The following is an 18,049-nucleotide window of genomic DNA, read 5'->3' as shown; positions in this document are numbered from 1 at the left end:
TTGGTTCTATTATACTTCCTGGGCAAAATACCGTCAAGGATGGTCCTGTCGAAAAAGGGTCCCGCAAATTGGTTGGATTTCCCAGATTTTTCCCGCATTTTCACAAGAATGTTTGTCGGTTTTTGTGGGAAGAGCCAGGATTTTTCCAGGAACTTTCGGCTTTTTGATCTCGTCTTAACAGAAAGAGATCATTCCGCCCGGCAGGCGGAAGCGAAAGGAAGCGTCCCCATGAAAATTTCGTGTGTGCTCTGTGCGGCCCTGTCCGCTCTGCTGTTGCTCACCGCCTGCGGCCGCTCCGCGCCGGAGACGGAGGTGCCGCAGGAAGAGATCGCCGCCTCCCTCTCCATCACCCCGGAGGAGGGCGCCGCCATTCTGGAAGAACAGCTGGGCACCGTGGATGCCGCCACCGGCAATGTCATGTCCTACGGGTACGAGGGGACCGTGACCATAGACGGCGTGGACTACTACAACTACCGGGTCTCCTGGCTGGTGGACGGGGACCACATGTCCTATCTCACCAACTACCTGGTGTCCGCCGACGGGCTGGTGGTGCAGGAGTATCTGCCGGAGGCGGACTGATTGCCAAATGAAACCACCCGCCGGTCCTGCATAGCCAAACAAATCCTGCGGATACTAGCTTTTGCCAGGCAGAATCATCCTCAAAAATCTCAATGGCAAAGGAGAGTTTTCGATATGAAGGCAACTGGAATCGTGCGGCGGATCGACGACCTGGGGCGGGTGGTGATCCCCAAGGAGATCCGGCGCACCATGCGGATCCGGGAAGGCGACCCATCACTGATTACATTGGAGCCGTGGCAGAAATTCTGCGTTGGAATGCTGGATCTGGCAAAACGGGGCGGGTGGAGTTGTACATCCTGACGAATGGCATCCTTTCCACCGTAGATATTCGAGAGGGGTGTAAAGGAGCAAAATCAGAGGAAAACAGACCACATTGGCAGGCAAAGAGACCCATTTCTGTCTCGCTTTACAGTGCAGGATGTGGTAAAATGAGGCTGATCAGCCGGGAGGTACATACCATGGACGAGAAAAAGCAGAACGATCAGATCCAACTCTTTGAAAATCAAAAGATCCGCACCGCCTGGGATGCGGAACAGGAGGAGTGGTACTTCTCCGTGGTGGACGTGGTGGGGGCATTGACCGACCAGTCCACGCCGCGGGGAGCCAGCACCTATTGGGCGGTGCTGAAAAAACGCCTGAAGGAAGAGGGGGCGGATCAACTGCTTACAAATTGTAAGCAGTTGAAAATGACCGCCGCCGACGGCAGAAAGCGGCTCACCGACGTGGCCGACACGGAGCAGCTGCTGCGGATTATCCAGTCCATCCCCTCCCCCAAGGCGGAGCCCTTCAAGCTGTGGCTGGCCCAGGTGGGCCGGGAGCGGATCGAGGAGACCATCGACCCAGAGCAGGCCATCGACCGGGCCCTGGAGACCTACCTGAAAAAGGGCTACTCCGAGGAGTGGGTTCACCAGCGGCTGCTGGCCATCCGCATCCGCAACGAGCTCACCGATGAGTGGCAGAAGCGGGGCGTGGAGAGGGGCCGGGAGTACGCCATCCTCACCGACGAGATCAGCCGGGCCTGGTCCGGCATGACCACCCGGCAGTATAAGCGGCTCAAAGGGCTGAAAAAGGAAAACCTGCGGGACAACATGAGCGACCTGGAGCTGGTGCTGAACATGCTGGCCGAGGCCTCTACCACCAGCATCTCCCGTTCGGAACAGCCCGAGGGCCTGGAGGAAAACCGAAAGGTGGCCCGGCGGGGCGGCCGCATCGCCGGCAACGCCCGGAGGGAGCTGGAGCAGGAGACCGGCCGGCCGGTGGTGACGGCGGAGAACGCCCAAACCCTCCAGCAGCTGGTGACCGGAGTGGTGGAGGATGCGGCGGAGCTGGCGGAGGGGACGGAGGAACTCCAGCATAAGGATAACAAAATTTCCGATAAGGATCGGGATAATTAGATGCAGAGCTTATAGCTTGCCTAAGCACTCAGGCACAAACCCAGCCCGCATGGAGTAAGTATCTATGCAGGCTGGGTTTCCTTTACCCTATTGCACTAAAAAATAGTGTACAACAAAGTTCGTAACAAATCTGTGTGATCGATATTTGTATTATTCGGCAAATCGATGTATAATGTCAGAAAAGCCGTTCAAAAACAAGGGGTTTTTAGATATGGACTATGTGACACCAAAAGATAAAGCGGCGGAATGGGGCCTTACTCAGCGGAGAGTTGAGATTCTGTGCGGAAATGGTCGCATCCCAGGCGCATATCGCTTGGGACGGGTCTGGGCTATCCCAAAAGATGCACAGAAACCGTTGGATGGAAGAACTCGTCAAGCCAAAGAAGTTTTTAAAGGAGACCGCTGATGTTTTATCAAATGATCACCAATGCACGGGACCGTTGGTTTTCCTCCCCTGCTTGTACTGCGCGGGAGGTCGTGAAATATATTGAGCAGACAAACCAGATGCGTGACGCCCAGGTGGATGCCATCAAGACATATCTGTACCTGAAAATCGCCTGTGGATGTGTGCCGCTCTCGCAGTTATTTTGCCAGGGGGCATTCAATACCCTGGACTTGGAGCAGGAGGAAATTTCCGCCAGCATCCGTGACTTTCTGGCTACCCATCCTGCTGCTGCGGCGCTGTTTGAATATGCCCGTCTAAAAAATGACAGCGGGGAACAGGTTTCCGAAATGCTGGAAAAGCAGATCCGCAAAGACCCGGAGAGTATTGATTATGAAATATTCTTCCAGAAGGCCTTCTATGGGGTGTCCTATACAGACTACCTGTTCAGTCTCCCCATGGGGGCGGGAAAGACCTATCTGATGGCGGCATTCATCTACCTGGATCTGTATTTTGCCAGAAATGAACCGAATAACCCAGCCTTTGCCCATAACTTTATGATCTTCGCTCCCTCCGGCCTGAAGTCCTCCGTGGTGCCAAGTTTGAAGACCATCCAGCGGTTTGACCCCACCTGGGTGATCCCGGAGCCGGCGGCATCGGAGATCAAGCGGCTACTGTCCTTTGAGGTGCTGGATCAGTCCAAGACGGCGAAGAAGTCTAATAAAACGAAAAATCCCAACGTGCAGAAGATTGCTAACCACCAGCCGCTGTCTGAGCTGTTCGGCCTGGTAGCTGTGACCAATGCGGAGAAGGTGATCCTGGATCGCATCCAGGAAAAGGCCGGACAGATCAGCATGTTTGAGGAGAGCGACGATGAAAAGGACCGGCAGGCCAACGAGCTGCGAAACCTGATCGGAAAGCTGCCCGCCCTGTCCGTGTTCATTGACGAGGTCCACCACGCGGTCAGCGATGAGATCAAGCTCCGCGCAGTGGTCAACAAGTGGGCGGAAAATCAGACCATCAATTCCGTTGTCGGTTTCTCCGGTACCCCCTATCTGGAAAAAGCGGAAAAGATCCAGGTGACGGATGGCCTCTCCGTCTCCTCTGCGGAGATCTCCAACATCGTCTACTACTATCCGCTGATCGATGGCGTGGGGAATTTTCTCAAAAGACCCATCGTGAAGATCGCGGAGCTGCCTGACAGCGGACGGATCATTGACCGAGGCGTTCGGGAGTTTCTGGACAATTATAAAGACACGGTCTACCCGGACGGGACTTGTGCCAAGCTGGGCATCTACTGCGGAACCATCGAAAAGCTGGAGGAGTTGGTCTATCCTCTGGTAGCCGGCATCACGGCGGAATACGGCCTGTCCGCCGACTGCATCCTGAAATTTCACAAAGGCAACAAGCAGTACCCCCAGCCGGCGGACAGCCAGATGGAATTTGACAGCCTGGATCAGCCCTTCTCCAAGGTTCGCATCATCCTGCTGGTGCAAATCGGGAAAGAGGGCTGGGACTGCCGCAGTCTGACGGGGATCATCCTCTCCCAGGAGGGGGACTGTCCCAAAAACATGGTGCTCCAGACGGCCTGCCGCTGTCTGCGCCAGGTGCAGAAGGACGCCCTGGAGACCGCTCTCATTTATCTCAACAGCAGCAATGCGGACAAGCTCAACAGCCAACTGCAGAAACAGCACCATATCTCCCTCCAGGAGTTTACCGATGCGGATCACCACAAGACCAAGCTGAACCGCTACGACCGGACGAAGTACCTTCGGCTCCCCAAGGTGGACTTCTATCAGTTGAAGATCCGCTATGAGACGCTGATCGCAGAGAAGGCCCGGCCAGAGGAAAATCTGCCCGACGCCTGTAAAAACACGCAGATAGTTGCCGGAGTGATCAAGACCACCGACCTCACCATGGAGGTGCTGGAGCGGACGGTGGACGACGCGGAGCACGGCGATACCCCCGCCAGCTACTTCCCCTGGCTCTGCGGGATCGTTCGCCGCTCCCTGGAGACCCTCACCATGGAGCAGCTGCTGCCCTATGACCCTATCCTGCGGGAGGTGTTCCAGACCATCACCTACCAGCGGGACGATGGCCGCTACTTCAGCTCCAGGTATGACCGGGCTGCGGTGGAGGCCAATATCCGAAAAGCCTTCTGCGACAGCCGCTCCTTTGAGACAAAGGAGGAGTGCATCCCCCAGTCGGCCAGCCTGTTGAATATTACGAACTTCACACCGGTGGTTGAGACAACGAATCCGGATGACTACTGCCCCAAACAGGAGCAGGTGGAAAAGATCATTCTGGATGACCGGGGCAAGTTGAAACTGGACAAGAAAGCCCAGGCAATGATGGACTTGGCCCAGGAGCTGGGGCAGGAGGACATCCTGGCCTCGCTCCGGAAGAAGTTTACCTCACACCCCCAGAAGGATCGCTCTTTCCACTATCTTCCCTACCACACCGACAGCTCCTTTGAACAGGACTTTCTGAATGAAGTACTCACCTTCCCGGAGGTGGAGCATTTGGGCCTGGAGGTTTACTATAACGGCGACCGGGCGCTGACCGAGTTTAAAATCAAGTGCTACCGGCACAGCGGGGGCCGCTGGGAGTATGTAGGGCTGTACACACCGGACTTCCTGATTTTCCAACGGAAGGGCGGCGTGATCCACAAGGTGCTGATTGCCGAGACCAAGGGCCAGGCATATGCCAACGACCCCAAATTTAAGGATCGGAAAACCTTTATGGAGACAGAGTTCCTCCGCCAGAACAATGCCGCCTTCGGCTATGAGCGGTTTGAGTACCTGTATCTGGAGGACAGTATGTCGGAGCGGGAGAGGCTTGTGCTGACACAGAGAAAGATTTGTGCATTTTTTGAGGAGGGCTGATTATGAGTGATAATAAATCATCTATTTTACCCGATGCTATAGAGCCTATTTCTAACGCAATACATCAGAATCTTCCAGAAACAGAAAAGCAAGCAGATGGGGCGTTATCTGCAGTAGTGGGCTTTTTCAATCATGTTGTCCTGTACCCGGTCAAAAAAGCCAATCTGACTTTCCGGTATAAGTTAGAGGCCTTTGAGGACGATCTGAAAGCGAAGATAAGTGATATTCCGGATGAAAATTTGCAACCCCCACCCATATCAGTCGCTGGTCCCGCGCTTGAGGCTTTACGATATACATACGATGAGGCAGAGTTACGGGAGATGTATGAAAATCTACTCGCATCTTCCATGGACAATAGAACCGTTTCAAAAGCCCACCCTGCCTTTGTGGAGACAATACGACAAATGAACTCTTTAGATGCAAGGGTGATTTCTGAGATTTCAAGCTATAAACAATTGCGCTGTATAACAGCAAGATTTGCACTAAAAGACTCAAGCCAAATGTATATAAATGGGATGCCGGATTATTTCGTAGAAGAATTGAGTCATATTGCAGATCCATTCCTGGTGTCTTCCTCACTTATCAATTTGAGAAGACTCGGATTGATTAATATTATAGATGGGTCTATTCAAAGTGCTGACTACGAAACATTAAAATCTGCTCCATATATACAGTCACGAAAAAAAATCTTTGAAGCATTTGGAAAAGAAATCGAAATTAAAATTAGTAATCATGCGGTTGTGGCAAATGATTACGGCAAACAATTTATAGAAGTGTGCTTGGGAAAGGAAAGATAATCCATGCCGATTAAATATATCCCCTTCATCCCCGAGCCCGTCGAGGGACAGGCTGTGTTGGGCAACTTCAACCGCATCCTCAAGTACAAGGGCGCGGACGATGTGTCCATGGTGCTCCAGCGGGGGATGCCCCTGTATGAGATGGAGCAACAGGAGACGGTGGGCGGGAATCCGGACGGTAACCTGGTGATCCGGGGGGAGTGCGTCTCCGCCTGTGCCTATCTGAAGGATCAGGGCATCCAGGTGGATCTGGTCTATATCGATCCGCCTTTTGCCAGCGGCGCCGACTATGCCAAGAAGGTCTACATCCGCCGCAACCCCAAGGTGGCCGAGGCCATCGCCCAGGCGGAGCAGGAGCTGGACATGGACGAGCTGAAGGCCTTTGAGGAGAAGATGTACGGCGATGTGTGGGACAAGGAGAAGTACCTCAGCTGGATGTATGAAAACCTCATGGCCATCAAGAGTGTCATGAGTGAGACGGCGTCCATCTATGTGCATCTGGATTGGCACATTGTACATTATGTAAAAATTTTGATGGATGAGATTTTTGGGGAAGACTGCTTTTCAAATGATATTGTGTGGCATTATTCAGGGTGGAATAAGAAACTAAAAAACAGTTTTGAAAAACGTCACGACACATTACTCTATTATTGCTTAGATGATAATGGTAAAAACTTCAATTCGTTTTTTGAACAATGGGAATCAGAAGATGAATATATAAAAAAGCGGAAACAAAAACCACTAATAGATGAAAATGGAAGACGATATGTGCTATCAGACGCTGGCGGAGGGAAACGAGTAGCCCGATATTTAGACGAAGCCATTAAAGAAGGCGTTGTTGTTGATGATGTTTGGGACATCGATAAGATTAATAATTCTGCAAAAGAATCTGTTGATTACTCTACTCAAAAGCCTGAGGTATTATTAGAGCGCATCATCAAAGCCTCTTCCAACGAGGGAATGCTGGTGGCCGACTTCTTCGGCGGCAGCGGCGTCACGGCGGCGGCGGCCAGTAAACTGGGCCGCCGGTTCATCCACTGTGACATCGGCCTCAACTCCATCCAGACCACCCGGGATCGGCTGAAGGCGGACGGCGCCCAGTTTGAGGTGCTGGAGATCAAAGACGGTGTCCAGCTCTACCGCAACCCAGTCCAGACTATGGACAAGATCAAATCCCTGATCCCCGGGCTGAAAAATGAGGACTCCCTGGACTCCTTCTGGGAGGGTGCCATCACCGACAGCAGGCTGGGCACCATCCCGGTCTATGTTCCCAACCTGATGGACAGCTCCTCCAAGCTGCTGGATGTGGTAACCATGAACCGCATCATCCATCAGGCCATCCCCGATCTGGACAGCAGCATCAAAAAGGTTATTGTCTACTACATCGACATCACCAGTGAGGAGGAGATCCGCAAGTTTATCGCCCAGGACGACAGCACCGATGTGGAGATCGAACTGCGGGATCTGAAAGCGGTGCTGGACGGCGTGGTCATCGGCGACTGGGCACAGTTCCATATAGAGGAGCGGACGGACGACCTTTTCGGCCGCTATGCCGTGGCGGTGGACGCCTTCGTCAGCGACCGGGTGCTCCAGAAAATCGACGAGTTCAACCAAAAGGCCCGCTTAAACGCCACCGCCAAGAAGCCCTTCAAGCCCATCGAGATCAGCGACACCGGCCTGGAGCTGATCGAGTACCTGAGTTTGGACTGCACCGCCGCCCAGGGCGAGTGGCACTCCGACAGTGAGATCAAGATCGACAAGAACGGCTTTGTCATCCAAAACGGCGAGAAAACCAAGGACTTCTGGGACGGTACGATCCGCAGTGAAGGGAAACCCCTGCGGCTGAAGATCCGCAACATCTGCGGGGACGAGACGGTGTGGGAGATATGATATGAGAAAGCAAAAGGCAGAGGAATCGGTCAATACTGAATGGGTTGAAAGAATCGCTGTCAATAGATTGGAAAGTGCTCTCCTAAACACAGGACTTGTTGTGCCAACTATCCCGACAGAAGATAAAGGGCCATCTTGGGATGGTGAAATACGCCTGTACTCGTCACAGACATCATTCCCCAAAAGAGAGCTTGTCGGCAGGATTCCAGTCCAGGTGAAGGGAACCTATGTAAGAAAACTTCAGAAAAAAGCAGTTTATCAAGTCGAGGTAGCTGATCTGTGCAACTTTTTCCGAGATGGCGGCGCCATCTTTTTCGTGGTTCAAATAAAAACGGATGAGCAGTATAGGATTTTTTATGCGCCATTATTGCGTTTTCAGTTACGAAGATTGCTTGAGCAGGCCGGCAATCAAAAAACCAAACAGATATCCCTGGAAACGTTCCCGGTCGGAGATAAAAGCAGGATTGTACGCATCTTATCTGATTTCCTGACTAATCGTGAAAAGCAGTGGACGCTGCTGCCAAATGTGAAAAGCCTCAACGATTTGGAAACAAGCGGAATGGTAGTAGACCACTTTGGGTTTTCTGTGCCAGGGTTTGGCTTAAAAAGATTTGACGATGTAGTTGATGAGCTGCTACAGCATCAAATATGCATCTATGCAAAACCGTCAGGAGTTGAAGCCAACTTTGCCGTTGATCTCATCCAGCCGGAAGTCATTGTCACCCACCAAAACATACGGGTCACAGTGAACGGTGAAGTGTTATATGACCAGATAGATATTATTCGGAAGCCCGGAAACATAAAGTCCTTTCAACTGGGGACGGGGATTGTCGGGTCGATTTCCCAAAACAAGCTCAATTTTCAATATCATCCATGTGATACTTTACATGAGCAAATACGCCAATTGAGATTGCTGACAGCTCTAATGCGGGGGGAGCCTGTTAAAATAGGCCCTTTGGTACTGCCCTGTTCAGACTTCAAACTTACCGGGCATACTCAACAAGAACTGGAGCAGAGACTTTCCTGGTTGCAGACAATAGCAAGGGTTTTAAAGCAACTTCACGTAAACAAAGATTTGAATCTGGCAAAGATGACCGATGAAGAATATCAAAAACTGCGAAATGTGGTAATCGGAATTGATAAGGGCGTTCCTGTTCCTTTTTCCTTTGATGGTGCATTGGCTTATGGTAAAATTGAGTTTGGCGGCATCTCTGTTCTGCTTAACTTAAAGAAATCAGAAGATGGTAAAGGCGTATACTTGTCGAATTTTTTCGACATGGAAAATCTCAAAATGACTGCTGAGGCAGACCAGTCCCCTGATGACGGTTTTGCAATCAGCCCCTACATCCTAATGGATATAACTCTGTTGTCTGAACTCGACAATGTCGATTTAAATGAAATTGTACGGTCAGTAGAAAAGCAACCATACTCTACTCTATATGGAGACAGAATTATTAACCTTACCTTAGAACTTCTAAAACTTTATGATCAAACCAAAAGCACGGAAGTTTTAGATATTTGTCTTAACTTGTTATCCTTTGTTGAGCAACATCACGATATTCCTGAAGAAGTCATCATAGTCAATCGTCTTCAGATTGAGAAACGGCGGCGGGCTCTATCGGCAGAAGAAAAAGAGTATCTTTTCATGCTTGAAAGGCCAGGCATAGTCCTTCCATACCAACTTGCAGCAAGTATTTTGCTGGAGAGCTTTCAGGAGGCTGAACTGATCTATAAGCAGATGAGTGAAGATGAGAGAAAACTATTTGATAGATTTCCCATAAAAAACCTTTGGAGAAATTCAATTCAAAAGTCATGATGTTACTCAGGTACCATCTTCTTCCGGCCACACAGTCTCCATGGAGATCCTGGCCGCCTCAGCGATCAAACGTTTCATGAGCTCCACCTGTGGATCAGGCTCGCGAGGGGCAAACATTTCCTCCAGTTCCTTGGCGTGGGCCTTGGGGTCCACCGGGTCCTTCGCGCCGTAGCGGTCGTGGAGGCTGGCATGTCCGCCTCGTGCCTTTCGGATCTGCTCCTCGGCGGTGATCATGGTCCAAGCGGGATTATCCGCTGACAAATCCAGGTACAGCATGTCCGTGAACCGCTTGCCGGGAACGAAGTCCATATCTCTTTTGATGTAGTCCCGCCAGGGCGTCTGGCCGGGCGCGGGGAATGTGTCCCGCGCTGCTTTGTAGTCGTCCAGTTCCCCGTCCACGTCGATTCGCCGCAGGAATTCCTCGGCGGAGATACCGCCCGCCTGATACGCCTTCTTTGCCTCCCGCGCTCCGTCCAACCACGCCTCATACTGTGTTCTGCCGAAGGGGATCAGGTGGTTTTCCCCTCCCGGACCCGCCAGCTCCAGCCGGTTGGCCCGCTCCTCCAGTCGCCGTCGCAGACGCTCATAGGCCGCCAGCGCCTCGTCCGTTTCTGCTCGGAACCGGCGCATACGCTTTGCCCCCTCCTGCTTGCAGGGCTTCCCGTCCATCTCCCCGTAGCAATACCGGGACTCCGCCTCGGTCCTGGGCACAAAATACCGCCAGCAGTTCTCACAGCGGGCGATCCGCCGCCGATCCTGCTGAAAGTAGAGAGACAGCTCCGCCAGGCAGAGCTCATACAGATCGTCCAGGGCATATTCCCTGACTGTGCCCACGGGAGCGCCGGACGGCTCCGGCAAAAAGCGGATGGGGAACGCCCGATCGATCAGGCCCGGCCAGGTATCCTCCAGCATGCGGAAACGGTCTTGTTGAGTCCCGCGCTCGAAGTCCGCGAAGCCGATCTCGAACAGGTTTCTCAGCCGGTTCTGGATAAAATATGGATGGCGCAGCGCGTTGAGGACAGCCAAAGCCTTCCGGGATGGGAAGATGGACTTGCCGTCATACAGCATCTTTGTGGCAGGGCCCAGGTAGTGCAGAACGTCCCAATACGCCACGGGCGCGATCTCTGCGAGCTGTTCCGCCAGGGGGAGCGCCTGCCGCGTGAAGTCCACATAGTCCTCGTAGGGCACTTCATCGCGCTCTTCAAACACGTCGTGCTCCTCCCACAGACGCTCCACGGAGGCCCGATAGGTGGAGAAATCAAAGTTCACGAAGGAGACCAACTCCTCGGCGGGTGACTGTCCCCGCAGGCGCGTCTCCCGGCCGTCCAGCCAAACCAGGATCAATTCAACGGCATCCCCGGCATCTGTCAGAAGATAGATGCCGGGTTTTCTTTTTCTGTCCATGAGCTACCTCCCTTCCGTCGCATCGACTTTTTCAAAAAATCGGGAAGTTCCTTTCCCATGTAAGTTTTCCTTTTCTGATTTTATCATGAAAACGGCGGGAAGGGAATGGTCGCTTTCGCGAACACACAGGAAAGGATGTGAGGAAATGAAACCTGATCTGAAGCTCATTTCCATGGGCGAGATCAGAGCAGAGGAGGTGAAATGGCTCTGGTATCCGTATCTCCCGCGAGGAAAGCTGACCATCGTCCAGGGCGACCCTGGCGAGGGCAAGACCACCTTCGTGCTGGCGATCATCGCCGCCCTGACCCGGGGTGAGGCCCTGCCGGAGAGCGAACAGGCGCTGGAGCCGCTGAACGTGATCTACCAGACGGCGGAGGACGGGCTGGCGGACACCATCAAGCCACGGCTGGACGCCGCCGGCGCGGACTGTTCCCGGGTGCTGGTCATCGACGAGAGCCAGCGGGAGCTGACCCTCTGTGACCAGCGGCTGGAGCAGGCGGTCCAGCAGACCAAAGCACAGCTCATCGTGCTGGACCCCATCCAGGCATACTTGGGGGACGGTGTGGACATGCACCGGGCCAACGAGGTGCGTCCCGTTCTGAAACGAGTGGCGGCCATGGCGGAGCGCACCGGATGTGCCGTGATCCTCATCGGGCACATGAACAAGGCCCAGGGGCTGAAGGCCGGTTACCGGGGCCTGGGATCCATCGACTTCCGGGCCGCCGCCCGGAGCGTGCTGGTGGTGGGGCGGCTGAAAGAGGACCCGACGGTGCGTGTGGTCGCCCAGGACAAGAACAGCCTTGCTCCCGAGGGAAAGTCCATCGCCTTCCTGCTGGACGGGGAGCACGGCTTCCAGTGGAAGGGAGCCTGCGACCTGTCGGTGGACGATGTGCTCAGCGGCGGCGGGAGGTTCCAGACCAAGACCACCCAGATGGAGGAGGAGCTGGAGCGGATGCTCACGGAGACCACGCCCGCCGAGGCCGTGCTGAGCCGGGCCAGAGAGCTGGGAGTGTCGGAGCGCACCCTGATGATCGCCAAGAAAAACCTGGGTGTCATTTCGGAGAAGCGGGGCGGCCAGTGGTACTGGCATCTGCCGGAGCAAGGCTGTAAGGATGTAACGGCCTAAGGGCTTTGCACCCTTGCATTCTTCCTTCTCTGCGGATCACTGCCACAGGAAAACGGTGGCCCCGCCGGGGAACGGACTCCTCCCTTTTGGGAGGGCAAGCAGAGCACCTGTCCGACTTTGTCGGTCTTGGCGCCGCCGGAAAACCGGCGTATTCCGGGCGGAAGCCCGGACCCACTGCGTCGACGCAAGTTCCATATCATTTGCTTTCGGCAAAAAGCCGAAAGTAAATTCACTACACTGCGTCTCCTTTCCAAACGAGACCCGCTCCGCTGGGCTCTCGTTTGGTGAGACGAGGAAACGAGAGGTGCGAATGAAGCAGAAAAAAGAGAAACGGATCACGCTCCGGGTGACACCGGAGCAATATGAAACCATCCAGGCCAAGGCGGAGGCGGCCCACATGTCCACGGGCGCCTACGTCCGCGCCGCCGCCCTGCGGCACCGGGTGATGGTGATCGACGGGCTGAAAGAGTTCACCCACGAGCTCAAGGGCATCGGCCGAAACGTCAACCAGCTGGTGGTGCTGGCCAACATGGGCAAGATTCAGGAAGTCCGGTTGTGTGAGACTCTGGAGGCCTTGGGGCGGATCTACCATCAGCTCCGGGAGCTGGCCGAACAGGAGCACCGCTGATGGCCACCGTCAACTTCATCAAGTACAAAAAGCAGTCCGCCGGTGCGCTGAGCGGCGTGACACGATACATCTCGCAGGATGAAAAAACACTGGACGAGAATGGCCGGCAGCTGGTCAGCGGGCAGAACTGCACGCCACAGCTGGCCGACCGGGAGTTCCAGGCTACCCGGGACGCCTGCCGCAAGGACAGCCCCGTCTGGTTCTACCACTACGTCCAGTCCTTTTCTCCGGACGAGGTGATCACCGGGGAACAGGCTCACCAACTGGCGAAAGAGTTCGCCGCAAAAGCCTGGCCGGACAGCGAGGTGTTGATTGCTACACACCTGGACGCCGAGCACATCCACTCTCACTTTGTTGTCAACGCGGTGTGCTGGGAGAGCGGGAAAATGCTCCGGCAGGGCCCCAATACCCTTCGCAGCCTGCGACAGCTGTCGGATGAGCTGTGTCTGGAGCATGGGTTCTCTGTCCTACCACAGCAGAAGAAAAAACAGTCCCAGGGCATGGGCACCCGCGAGTATCGATCTGCCGCCAAGGGCCAGAGCTGGAAGTTCCGGCTGATGAACACCATCGACCAGTGCATGAGATACTCTGCTACCAAAGACGAGTTCCTCTCCCTGATGGAGAGCGAGGGCTACCAGGTGCGCTGGATGGACAGCCGGAAGAACATCACCTACACCACGCCAGAGGGCATGAAGTGCCGGGATGACCGGCTCCACGAGGAAAAGTACACCAAGGAGGTCATGGAACGTGAATTCCGGATCCGGGCAGAGATTGTCCGTGGAAGAACTGAAACGGCTGAACCAGCCGCCGGCCCCGTCCGCACCGGCCGCGCCGCCGGATGCCCCCACGGGGCAGAACTGGGACGATCTGCTGGCGGCGCTCACTGCCCTGTACCGGCTGGAAAAAACGAACAGCGACCGGCTGGAGCGCCTGGAGGCCAGCGTTGGCCCACAGGAGGCCCTACTTCGGGCGTTGGGCCGACAGGTGGGGCAGCTCCCCACCCAGGCCCAACTGGAGGCGCTGGCGGGGGATGTGGCCCAAATGAGGGCGGAGCTGAAACAGGCTGGGAAAAAGAGAGAGCGGCATTTTTCTCTGCCCAGGCTCAGACTTCCCAAACTGCGCCTGCCAGACATCTCCTGGAGCAGTCTGCTGCTGGGGCTGACAGCCCTGGCGTTGACTGGGGGCGTGCTGTGGGCGGTCTGGTTCAGTTGGGAAAAACTCTGGAACATGATGCACACGCTGATCCCGTGAGGGACGCCACCACCACGCACCACCACGGTGACAAAAAAGCTCTCCGCAAGGAGAGGGAAAAGAAGATTGCCATGGGACACAAAGCCGATGACCACGAAGAAGAACAGAAATGGGAGCAGTCCATGTGAATATTTTCCTTTTCAGAGAGGAAAATATGGGAAAGGGGTTGATCGATGATTGCGCATGGAGATCAGGGAGCAGAGCAAGATCGTGGAGCTCTGGCTCACCCGGGAGGAGCGGGACGACCCCGCCTTCCGGGAGTCGCTGAAGCCTATCTATCAGCAATATAAGGATCAAAAATATCTGGTGGCGGTCTTTCTCTCCGGGGAGGAGGATCTGTACCAGCAGACCCGGGACCTGCTGCTCTACAACCGCCGGCGGCTGGCAGAGAAGGAAGTCCAGGCGGAGAAGCAGGCCGGGCTGGTGATGGGTTCGTAAAAAAATGGGGAGGCGGCCAAACTGCCTCCCCAAATTTTTGCGTTTCCCCTTGCAATTTCGGGAAAGTTCATATACAATGTTATCTGAGATAAGAACGATAGATAAAACCTTATTGTTGGAAGGAGGAACCTATGGAGAAACAGCCAAGTCCCAGGGGGGAGATTCTGCTCTATGAAAACGGAGGCGAGAAGGAGTTCGTCAGCGTGGTATTTCAGGACGAGACCTTCTGGCTCACCCAGAGCGGCATGGCGGAGCTGTTTGACTGCTCCACTGACAACATCTCCCTGCATCTGAAAAACATCTACGCTGAGGAGGAGCTGACGCCGGAGGCAACTACCGAGAAAATCTCGGTGGTTCGTCAGGAGGGCTCCCGGCAGGTCCGCCGCACCCTGGAGCACTACAACCTGGACGCCATCATCGCTGTGGGCTACCGGGTGAACTCCAAGAAGGCCACCCGGTTCCGCCAGTGGGCCACCAAAACGCTGAAGGAATACATCCAGAAGGGCTTCGTCCTCAACGATGAGATGCTGAAAAACGGCCGCCCCTTCGGCAGGGACTACTTCGACGAGCTGCTGGAGCGCATCCGGGAAATCCGGGCCAGTGAGCGCCGGGCCTATCAGAAGATCGCTGATGTGTTCGAGCAGTGTAGCTATGACTACGACAAAAACAGCGAGACCACCCGGGCTTTCTACGCCTTCGTCCAGAACAAGCTCCACTTCGCCGTCACCGGCAAGACGGCGGCGGAGCTGATCTCGGAGCGGGCCAACCCGGACAGCCCCACCATGGGTCTGACCACCTGGAAGGGAGCGCCGGACGGGAAGATTCTGAAAAGTGACACCCTGGTGGCCAAGAACTACTTGAATGAGAAAGAGATCTCCCGCCTCAACCGTCTTGTCACCATGTTCATCGACTACGCCGAGCTGATGGCGGAGGACCAGGTGCCCATGTCCATGGAGGACTGGTTGCGGGAGACCGACCTATTCCTCACCAACAACCGCCGGAACGTGCTGGAGGGCAAGGGCCGCATCTCCCGCGAGGCAGCGATGAAGAAGGTGGGTGCCGTGTATGAGGAGTTCCGCAAAAAGCAGGACGCCGACTACATCTCCGACTTTGACAGGGCCATGGAAAAATATCTGAAAGGGGGCGGCAGCACATGACCGAGACCTTTGACATCGCCGGCTACACCCGAATCTCCGTGGACGACGAGCTGGACCGGGACAACGTGTCCATCGAGAACCAGAAAGCCATCATCCAGGACTTCGTGGCCCACAAGTTCCCCGGCAGCACCCTCACCTTCTACGAGGATCGGGACCGCTCCGGCTACACCTTCGAGCAGCGGGAGGGCTACCAGGCCATGCGGCGGGGTCTCATGTCCCACCAGTACGACATCCTGGTGGTGAAGGACTTCTCCCGCTTCTCCCGGCGCAACAGCCGGGGGCTGGTGGAGCTGGAGGATCTTCGGGACGCCGGGGTGCGGATCATCTCCATTGGGGACAACATCGATTTTCCCAATGACGACGACTGGCTGAAGATCCAGTTCCAGTTCCTCATCAACGAGATGCCGGTCACCGACACCAGCAAAAAGGTAAAGAACGTCATCAAACGGCGGCAGGCGGACGGAAAATGGATCTGCGCCGCCCCCTACGGCTACATCGTGAACAAAAGGCAGGAGTTCGAGATCGTCCCCACCGAGGCGGACGTGGTGCGCACCATCTTCCGCCTCTACAACGAGGAGGGCTGGGGGTATAAGAAGATCGCCAATTACTTTACCGACCAGGGCGTCCCCACCCCCCGCATGGCGGAGCGGGACCGGAAGGAGGCCGCCGGAGAGGAGTACAGCCGGACGGTGAAGCCCGTCTGGGCCATCGTGACGGTCCAGGGCATCCTGGACAACGACTTCTACATCGGCACCCTGCGGCAGGGGAAGTACACCCGGAGGAAGATCAACGGCAAAGATGTGCGCCGGGACGAGGAGGAGCAGATCGTCATCGAAAACCACCACCAGGCCATCATCGACTACCGCACCTTCGCCACCACCCGGGCCCTGCGGGAAAAGCGCTCCACCTCCCACTACCGAGGGGTGAAGAAGTATGACAACACCTACTCTGGCTTCCTGGTGTGCGGGGACTGTGGAGCCCCCATGTTCTCCCTGAGCCGTAGCGACCTGAAGAGCGCCTACACCTGCGGCACCTACCACCGCCGGGGCCTGAAGGGCTGCACCAGCCACCACATCCGGGCCGACAAGCTGGACGAGCTGCTGAAAGCCTACGTCCGGCAGGTGATGGATCACTCGGCAGACATGCTGGAGCGGCTCAACGAGGACCTGGCCCGGGAGCAGGAGGACGTGGCGGAGACGGAGCAGAGCGCCGACCGCCTGGCGGAGGTGCTCTCTGACCTCCAGGAGGAGCTGAAGGTCACCAAGCGCCAGCGCATCCGGGATCTGATGAAGCACCCGGACCAGGAGGACATCCTGGAGCAGACCTACGACGAGCTGGAGGGCGACCTGCAAAAAAGGATCGAGGGCATCGGTCACCAGATCGAGCTGCTGTCCGACAAGCGCAACACCATTATCCGGGTGAACCGGGCGGCCCGCACGGCCATGGAGGTGTTCCGGGACATCCTGAATAAAGAGCGGCTGGAGCGCCGGGACCTGGAGCTGATCATCCGGAAGATCAAGGTCTATGAGGACCGGCTGGAGATCCAGCTCCAGGCGGACGTGGACAGCATCCTGCGCAGCGGGACGCTGTCGGAGGGCGCGGCGGAGGAAGCCGCCGTGGCCGCCATGGCCGAGGTTCCGGAGGGTACCGTAAATTTTAAGCCAGGCATGGGACATATCTCACCTGTCACCATCGTCCAGGAGGCAAAACAGCATCCGGACAAGGTGTTCCATGCCAATGTTATCAGTGACGGTGACCCCCTGGAGATCTACACCAGCCGGGAGGGCGAGGTCATCTTCAAGAAATACTCGCTGCTGGGCGGCGTGGAGGACTTCGCCACCGAGCTCTGCGAGACCATGAGCCGCTCCACCGGCAGCGTCTGCGCCGTCACGGACCGGGACACGGTCATCGCCGTGGCCGGCGGCAGCAAGCGGGAGCTGATGGGCAAGCGGATCACGCCGGAGCTGGAGCGGATCATGGAGGGCCGGAAGATCTACCAGTACACCGGCGACGGCCAGCCCCTGCCGGTCACTGAGGGCAGTGACGCCCTGCTGACCGCCGTGGCGGCCCCCATCCTGGCGGAGGGGGACCTGCTGGGCCTGGTGCTGTTCATCACCAGCGACGGCGCCGCCGTCACCGGCGACACGGAGTACAAGCTGGCCCAGACCATCGCCGCCTTTCTGGGCCGGCACATGGAGAGCTGAATCCGCCCATACCCGCGGACGCCTTCCGGGCGCCCGCGGTTTTTTGATGGCATGAAACGCCGGAAAGCCGCTATGCTGGAAGTATCTCCCACTGGGAA

Annotated in this window: 14 protein-coding genes and 1 pseudogene; 14 read left to right on the top strand and 1 reads right to left on the bottom strand. The window is 55.9% G+C overall.

All coding sequences use genetic code 11. The annotated features are described in order from the left end of the window. Positions 1–228: 228 nt before the first annotated feature. The 8 genes and pseudogenes from H9X91_RS11200 (at position 229) to H9X91_RS11165 (ending at position 9,743) form a co-directional block, all read left to right on the top strand. The gene (locus H9X91_RS11200) at positions 229–579 is read left to right on the top strand and encodes a hypothetical protein (RefSeq protein WP_204805122.1); all 351 of its coding nucleotides are present in this window, start codon (positions 229–231) and stop codon (positions 577–579) included. 114 nt (positions 580–693) lie between these two features. Continuing rightward, a pseudogene (locus tag H9X91_RS14455) lies at positions 694–792 on the top strand (AbrB/MazE/SpoVT family DNA-binding domain-containing protein); the annotation flags it as partial. A gap of 245 nt (positions 793–1,037) precedes the next feature. Then, a complete protein-coding gene (locus H9X91_RS11190) occupies positions 1,038–1,973 on the top strand; it encodes a BRO-N domain-containing protein (RefSeq protein WP_204805140.1) in 936 nt (311 codons plus the stop codon). Between the two features lie 211 nt (positions 1,974–2,184). Further along, the gene (locus H9X91_RS11185; protein WP_204805120.1) at positions 2,185–2,379 is read left to right on the top strand and encodes a DNA-binding protein; all 195 of its coding nucleotides are present in this window, start codon (positions 2,185–2,187) and stop codon (positions 2,377–2,379) included. A 71-nt stretch (positions 2,380–2,450) separates the two neighbouring features. After that, complete coding sequence (locus H9X91_RS11180) at positions 2,451–5,240, top strand: DEAD/DEAH box helicase family protein (RefSeq protein WP_338111979.1); 2,790 nt, start codon at positions 2,451–2,453, stop codon at positions 5,238–5,240. A 2-nt stretch (positions 5,241–5,242) separates the two neighbouring features. Then, positions 5,243–6,037 carry a DUF4393 domain-containing protein gene (locus H9X91_RS11175; protein ID WP_204805116.1) on the top strand — a complete coding sequence of 265 codons (795 nt, stop codon included), beginning with the start codon at positions 5,243–5,245 and terminating at the stop codon, positions 6,035–6,037. Positions 6,038–6,040: 3 nt separating this feature from the next. Beyond that, positions 6,041–7,927: a DNA methyltransferase gene (locus H9X91_RS11170; RefSeq protein WP_204805114.1), complete on the top strand. Its 1,887-nt coding sequence runs from the start codon at positions 6,041–6,043 to the stop codon at positions 7,925–7,927. 1 nt (position 7,928) lies between these two features. Continuing rightward, positions 7,929–9,743 (top strand): hypothetical protein, encoded by a 1,815-nt coding sequence (locus H9X91_RS11165; RefSeq protein ID WP_204805112.1) that lies wholly within the window; start codon positions 7,929–7,931, stop codon positions 9,741–9,743. Between the two features lie 6 nt (positions 9,744–9,749). Here the strand turns inward: H9X91_RS11165 and H9X91_RS11160 are convergent, their stop codons facing one another. Next, positions 9,750–11,147, bottom strand: a complete 1,398-nt coding sequence (locus H9X91_RS11160; protein WP_204805110.1) for a DUF6076 domain-containing protein — start codon at positions 11,145–11,147, stop codon at positions 9,750–9,752. Between the two features lie 145 nt (positions 11,148–11,292). Between H9X91_RS11160 and H9X91_RS11155 the strand changes: the two genes are divergently transcribed. From H9X91_RS11155 to H9X91_RS11130, 6 genes are all read left to right on the top strand, one after another. After that, positions 11,293–12,273 carry an AAA family ATPase gene (locus H9X91_RS11155; protein WP_204805108.1) on the top strand — a complete coding sequence of 327 codons (981 nt, stop codon included), beginning with the start codon at positions 11,293–11,295 and terminating at the stop codon, positions 12,271–12,273. 310 nt (positions 12,274–12,583) lie between these two features. Next, positions 12,584–12,901 (top strand): plasmid mobilization protein, encoded by a 318-nt coding sequence (locus H9X91_RS11150; protein ID WP_204805106.1) that lies wholly within the window; start codon positions 12,584–12,586, stop codon positions 12,899–12,901. Then, positions 12,901–14,280, top strand: a complete 1,380-nt coding sequence (locus tag H9X91_RS11145; protein WP_204805104.1) for a relaxase/mobilization nuclease domain-containing protein — start codon at positions 12,901–12,903, stop codon at positions 14,278–14,280. The genes H9X91_RS11150 and H9X91_RS11145 overlap by 1 nt, the downstream gene beginning before the upstream one ends. 55 nt (positions 14,281–14,335) lie before the next feature. Continuing rightward, entirely contained in the window at positions 14,336–14,590 is a 255-nt protein-coding gene (locus tag H9X91_RS11140; protein WP_204805102.1) for a hypothetical protein, read from the top strand. A gap of 131 nt (positions 14,591–14,721) precedes the next feature. Next, complete coding sequence (locus H9X91_RS11135) at positions 14,722–15,747, top strand: virulence RhuM family protein (RefSeq protein ID WP_204805100.1); 1,026 nt, start codon at positions 14,722–14,724, stop codon at positions 15,745–15,747. After that, positions 15,744–17,951, top strand: a complete 2,208-nt coding sequence (locus H9X91_RS11130; RefSeq protein WP_204805098.1) for a stage V sporulation T C-terminal domain-containing protein — start codon at positions 15,744–15,746, stop codon at positions 17,949–17,951. Before H9X91_RS11135 ends, H9X91_RS11130 begins: the two co-directional genes overlap by 4 nt. The last annotated feature ends 98 nt before the right edge of the window (positions 17,952–18,049 follow it).

Origin of the sequence: Oscillibacter valericigenes, assembly GCF_016902445.1 — a bacterium.
In the GTDB taxonomy this organism is placed as follows: domain Bacteria; phylum Bacillota; class Clostridia; order Oscillospirales; family Oscillospiraceae; genus Oscillibacter; species Oscillibacter avistercoris.
The sequence above is the reverse complement of the archived record's forward strand: the minus strand, read 5'-3'. Positions and strand labels throughout refer to the sequence as shown.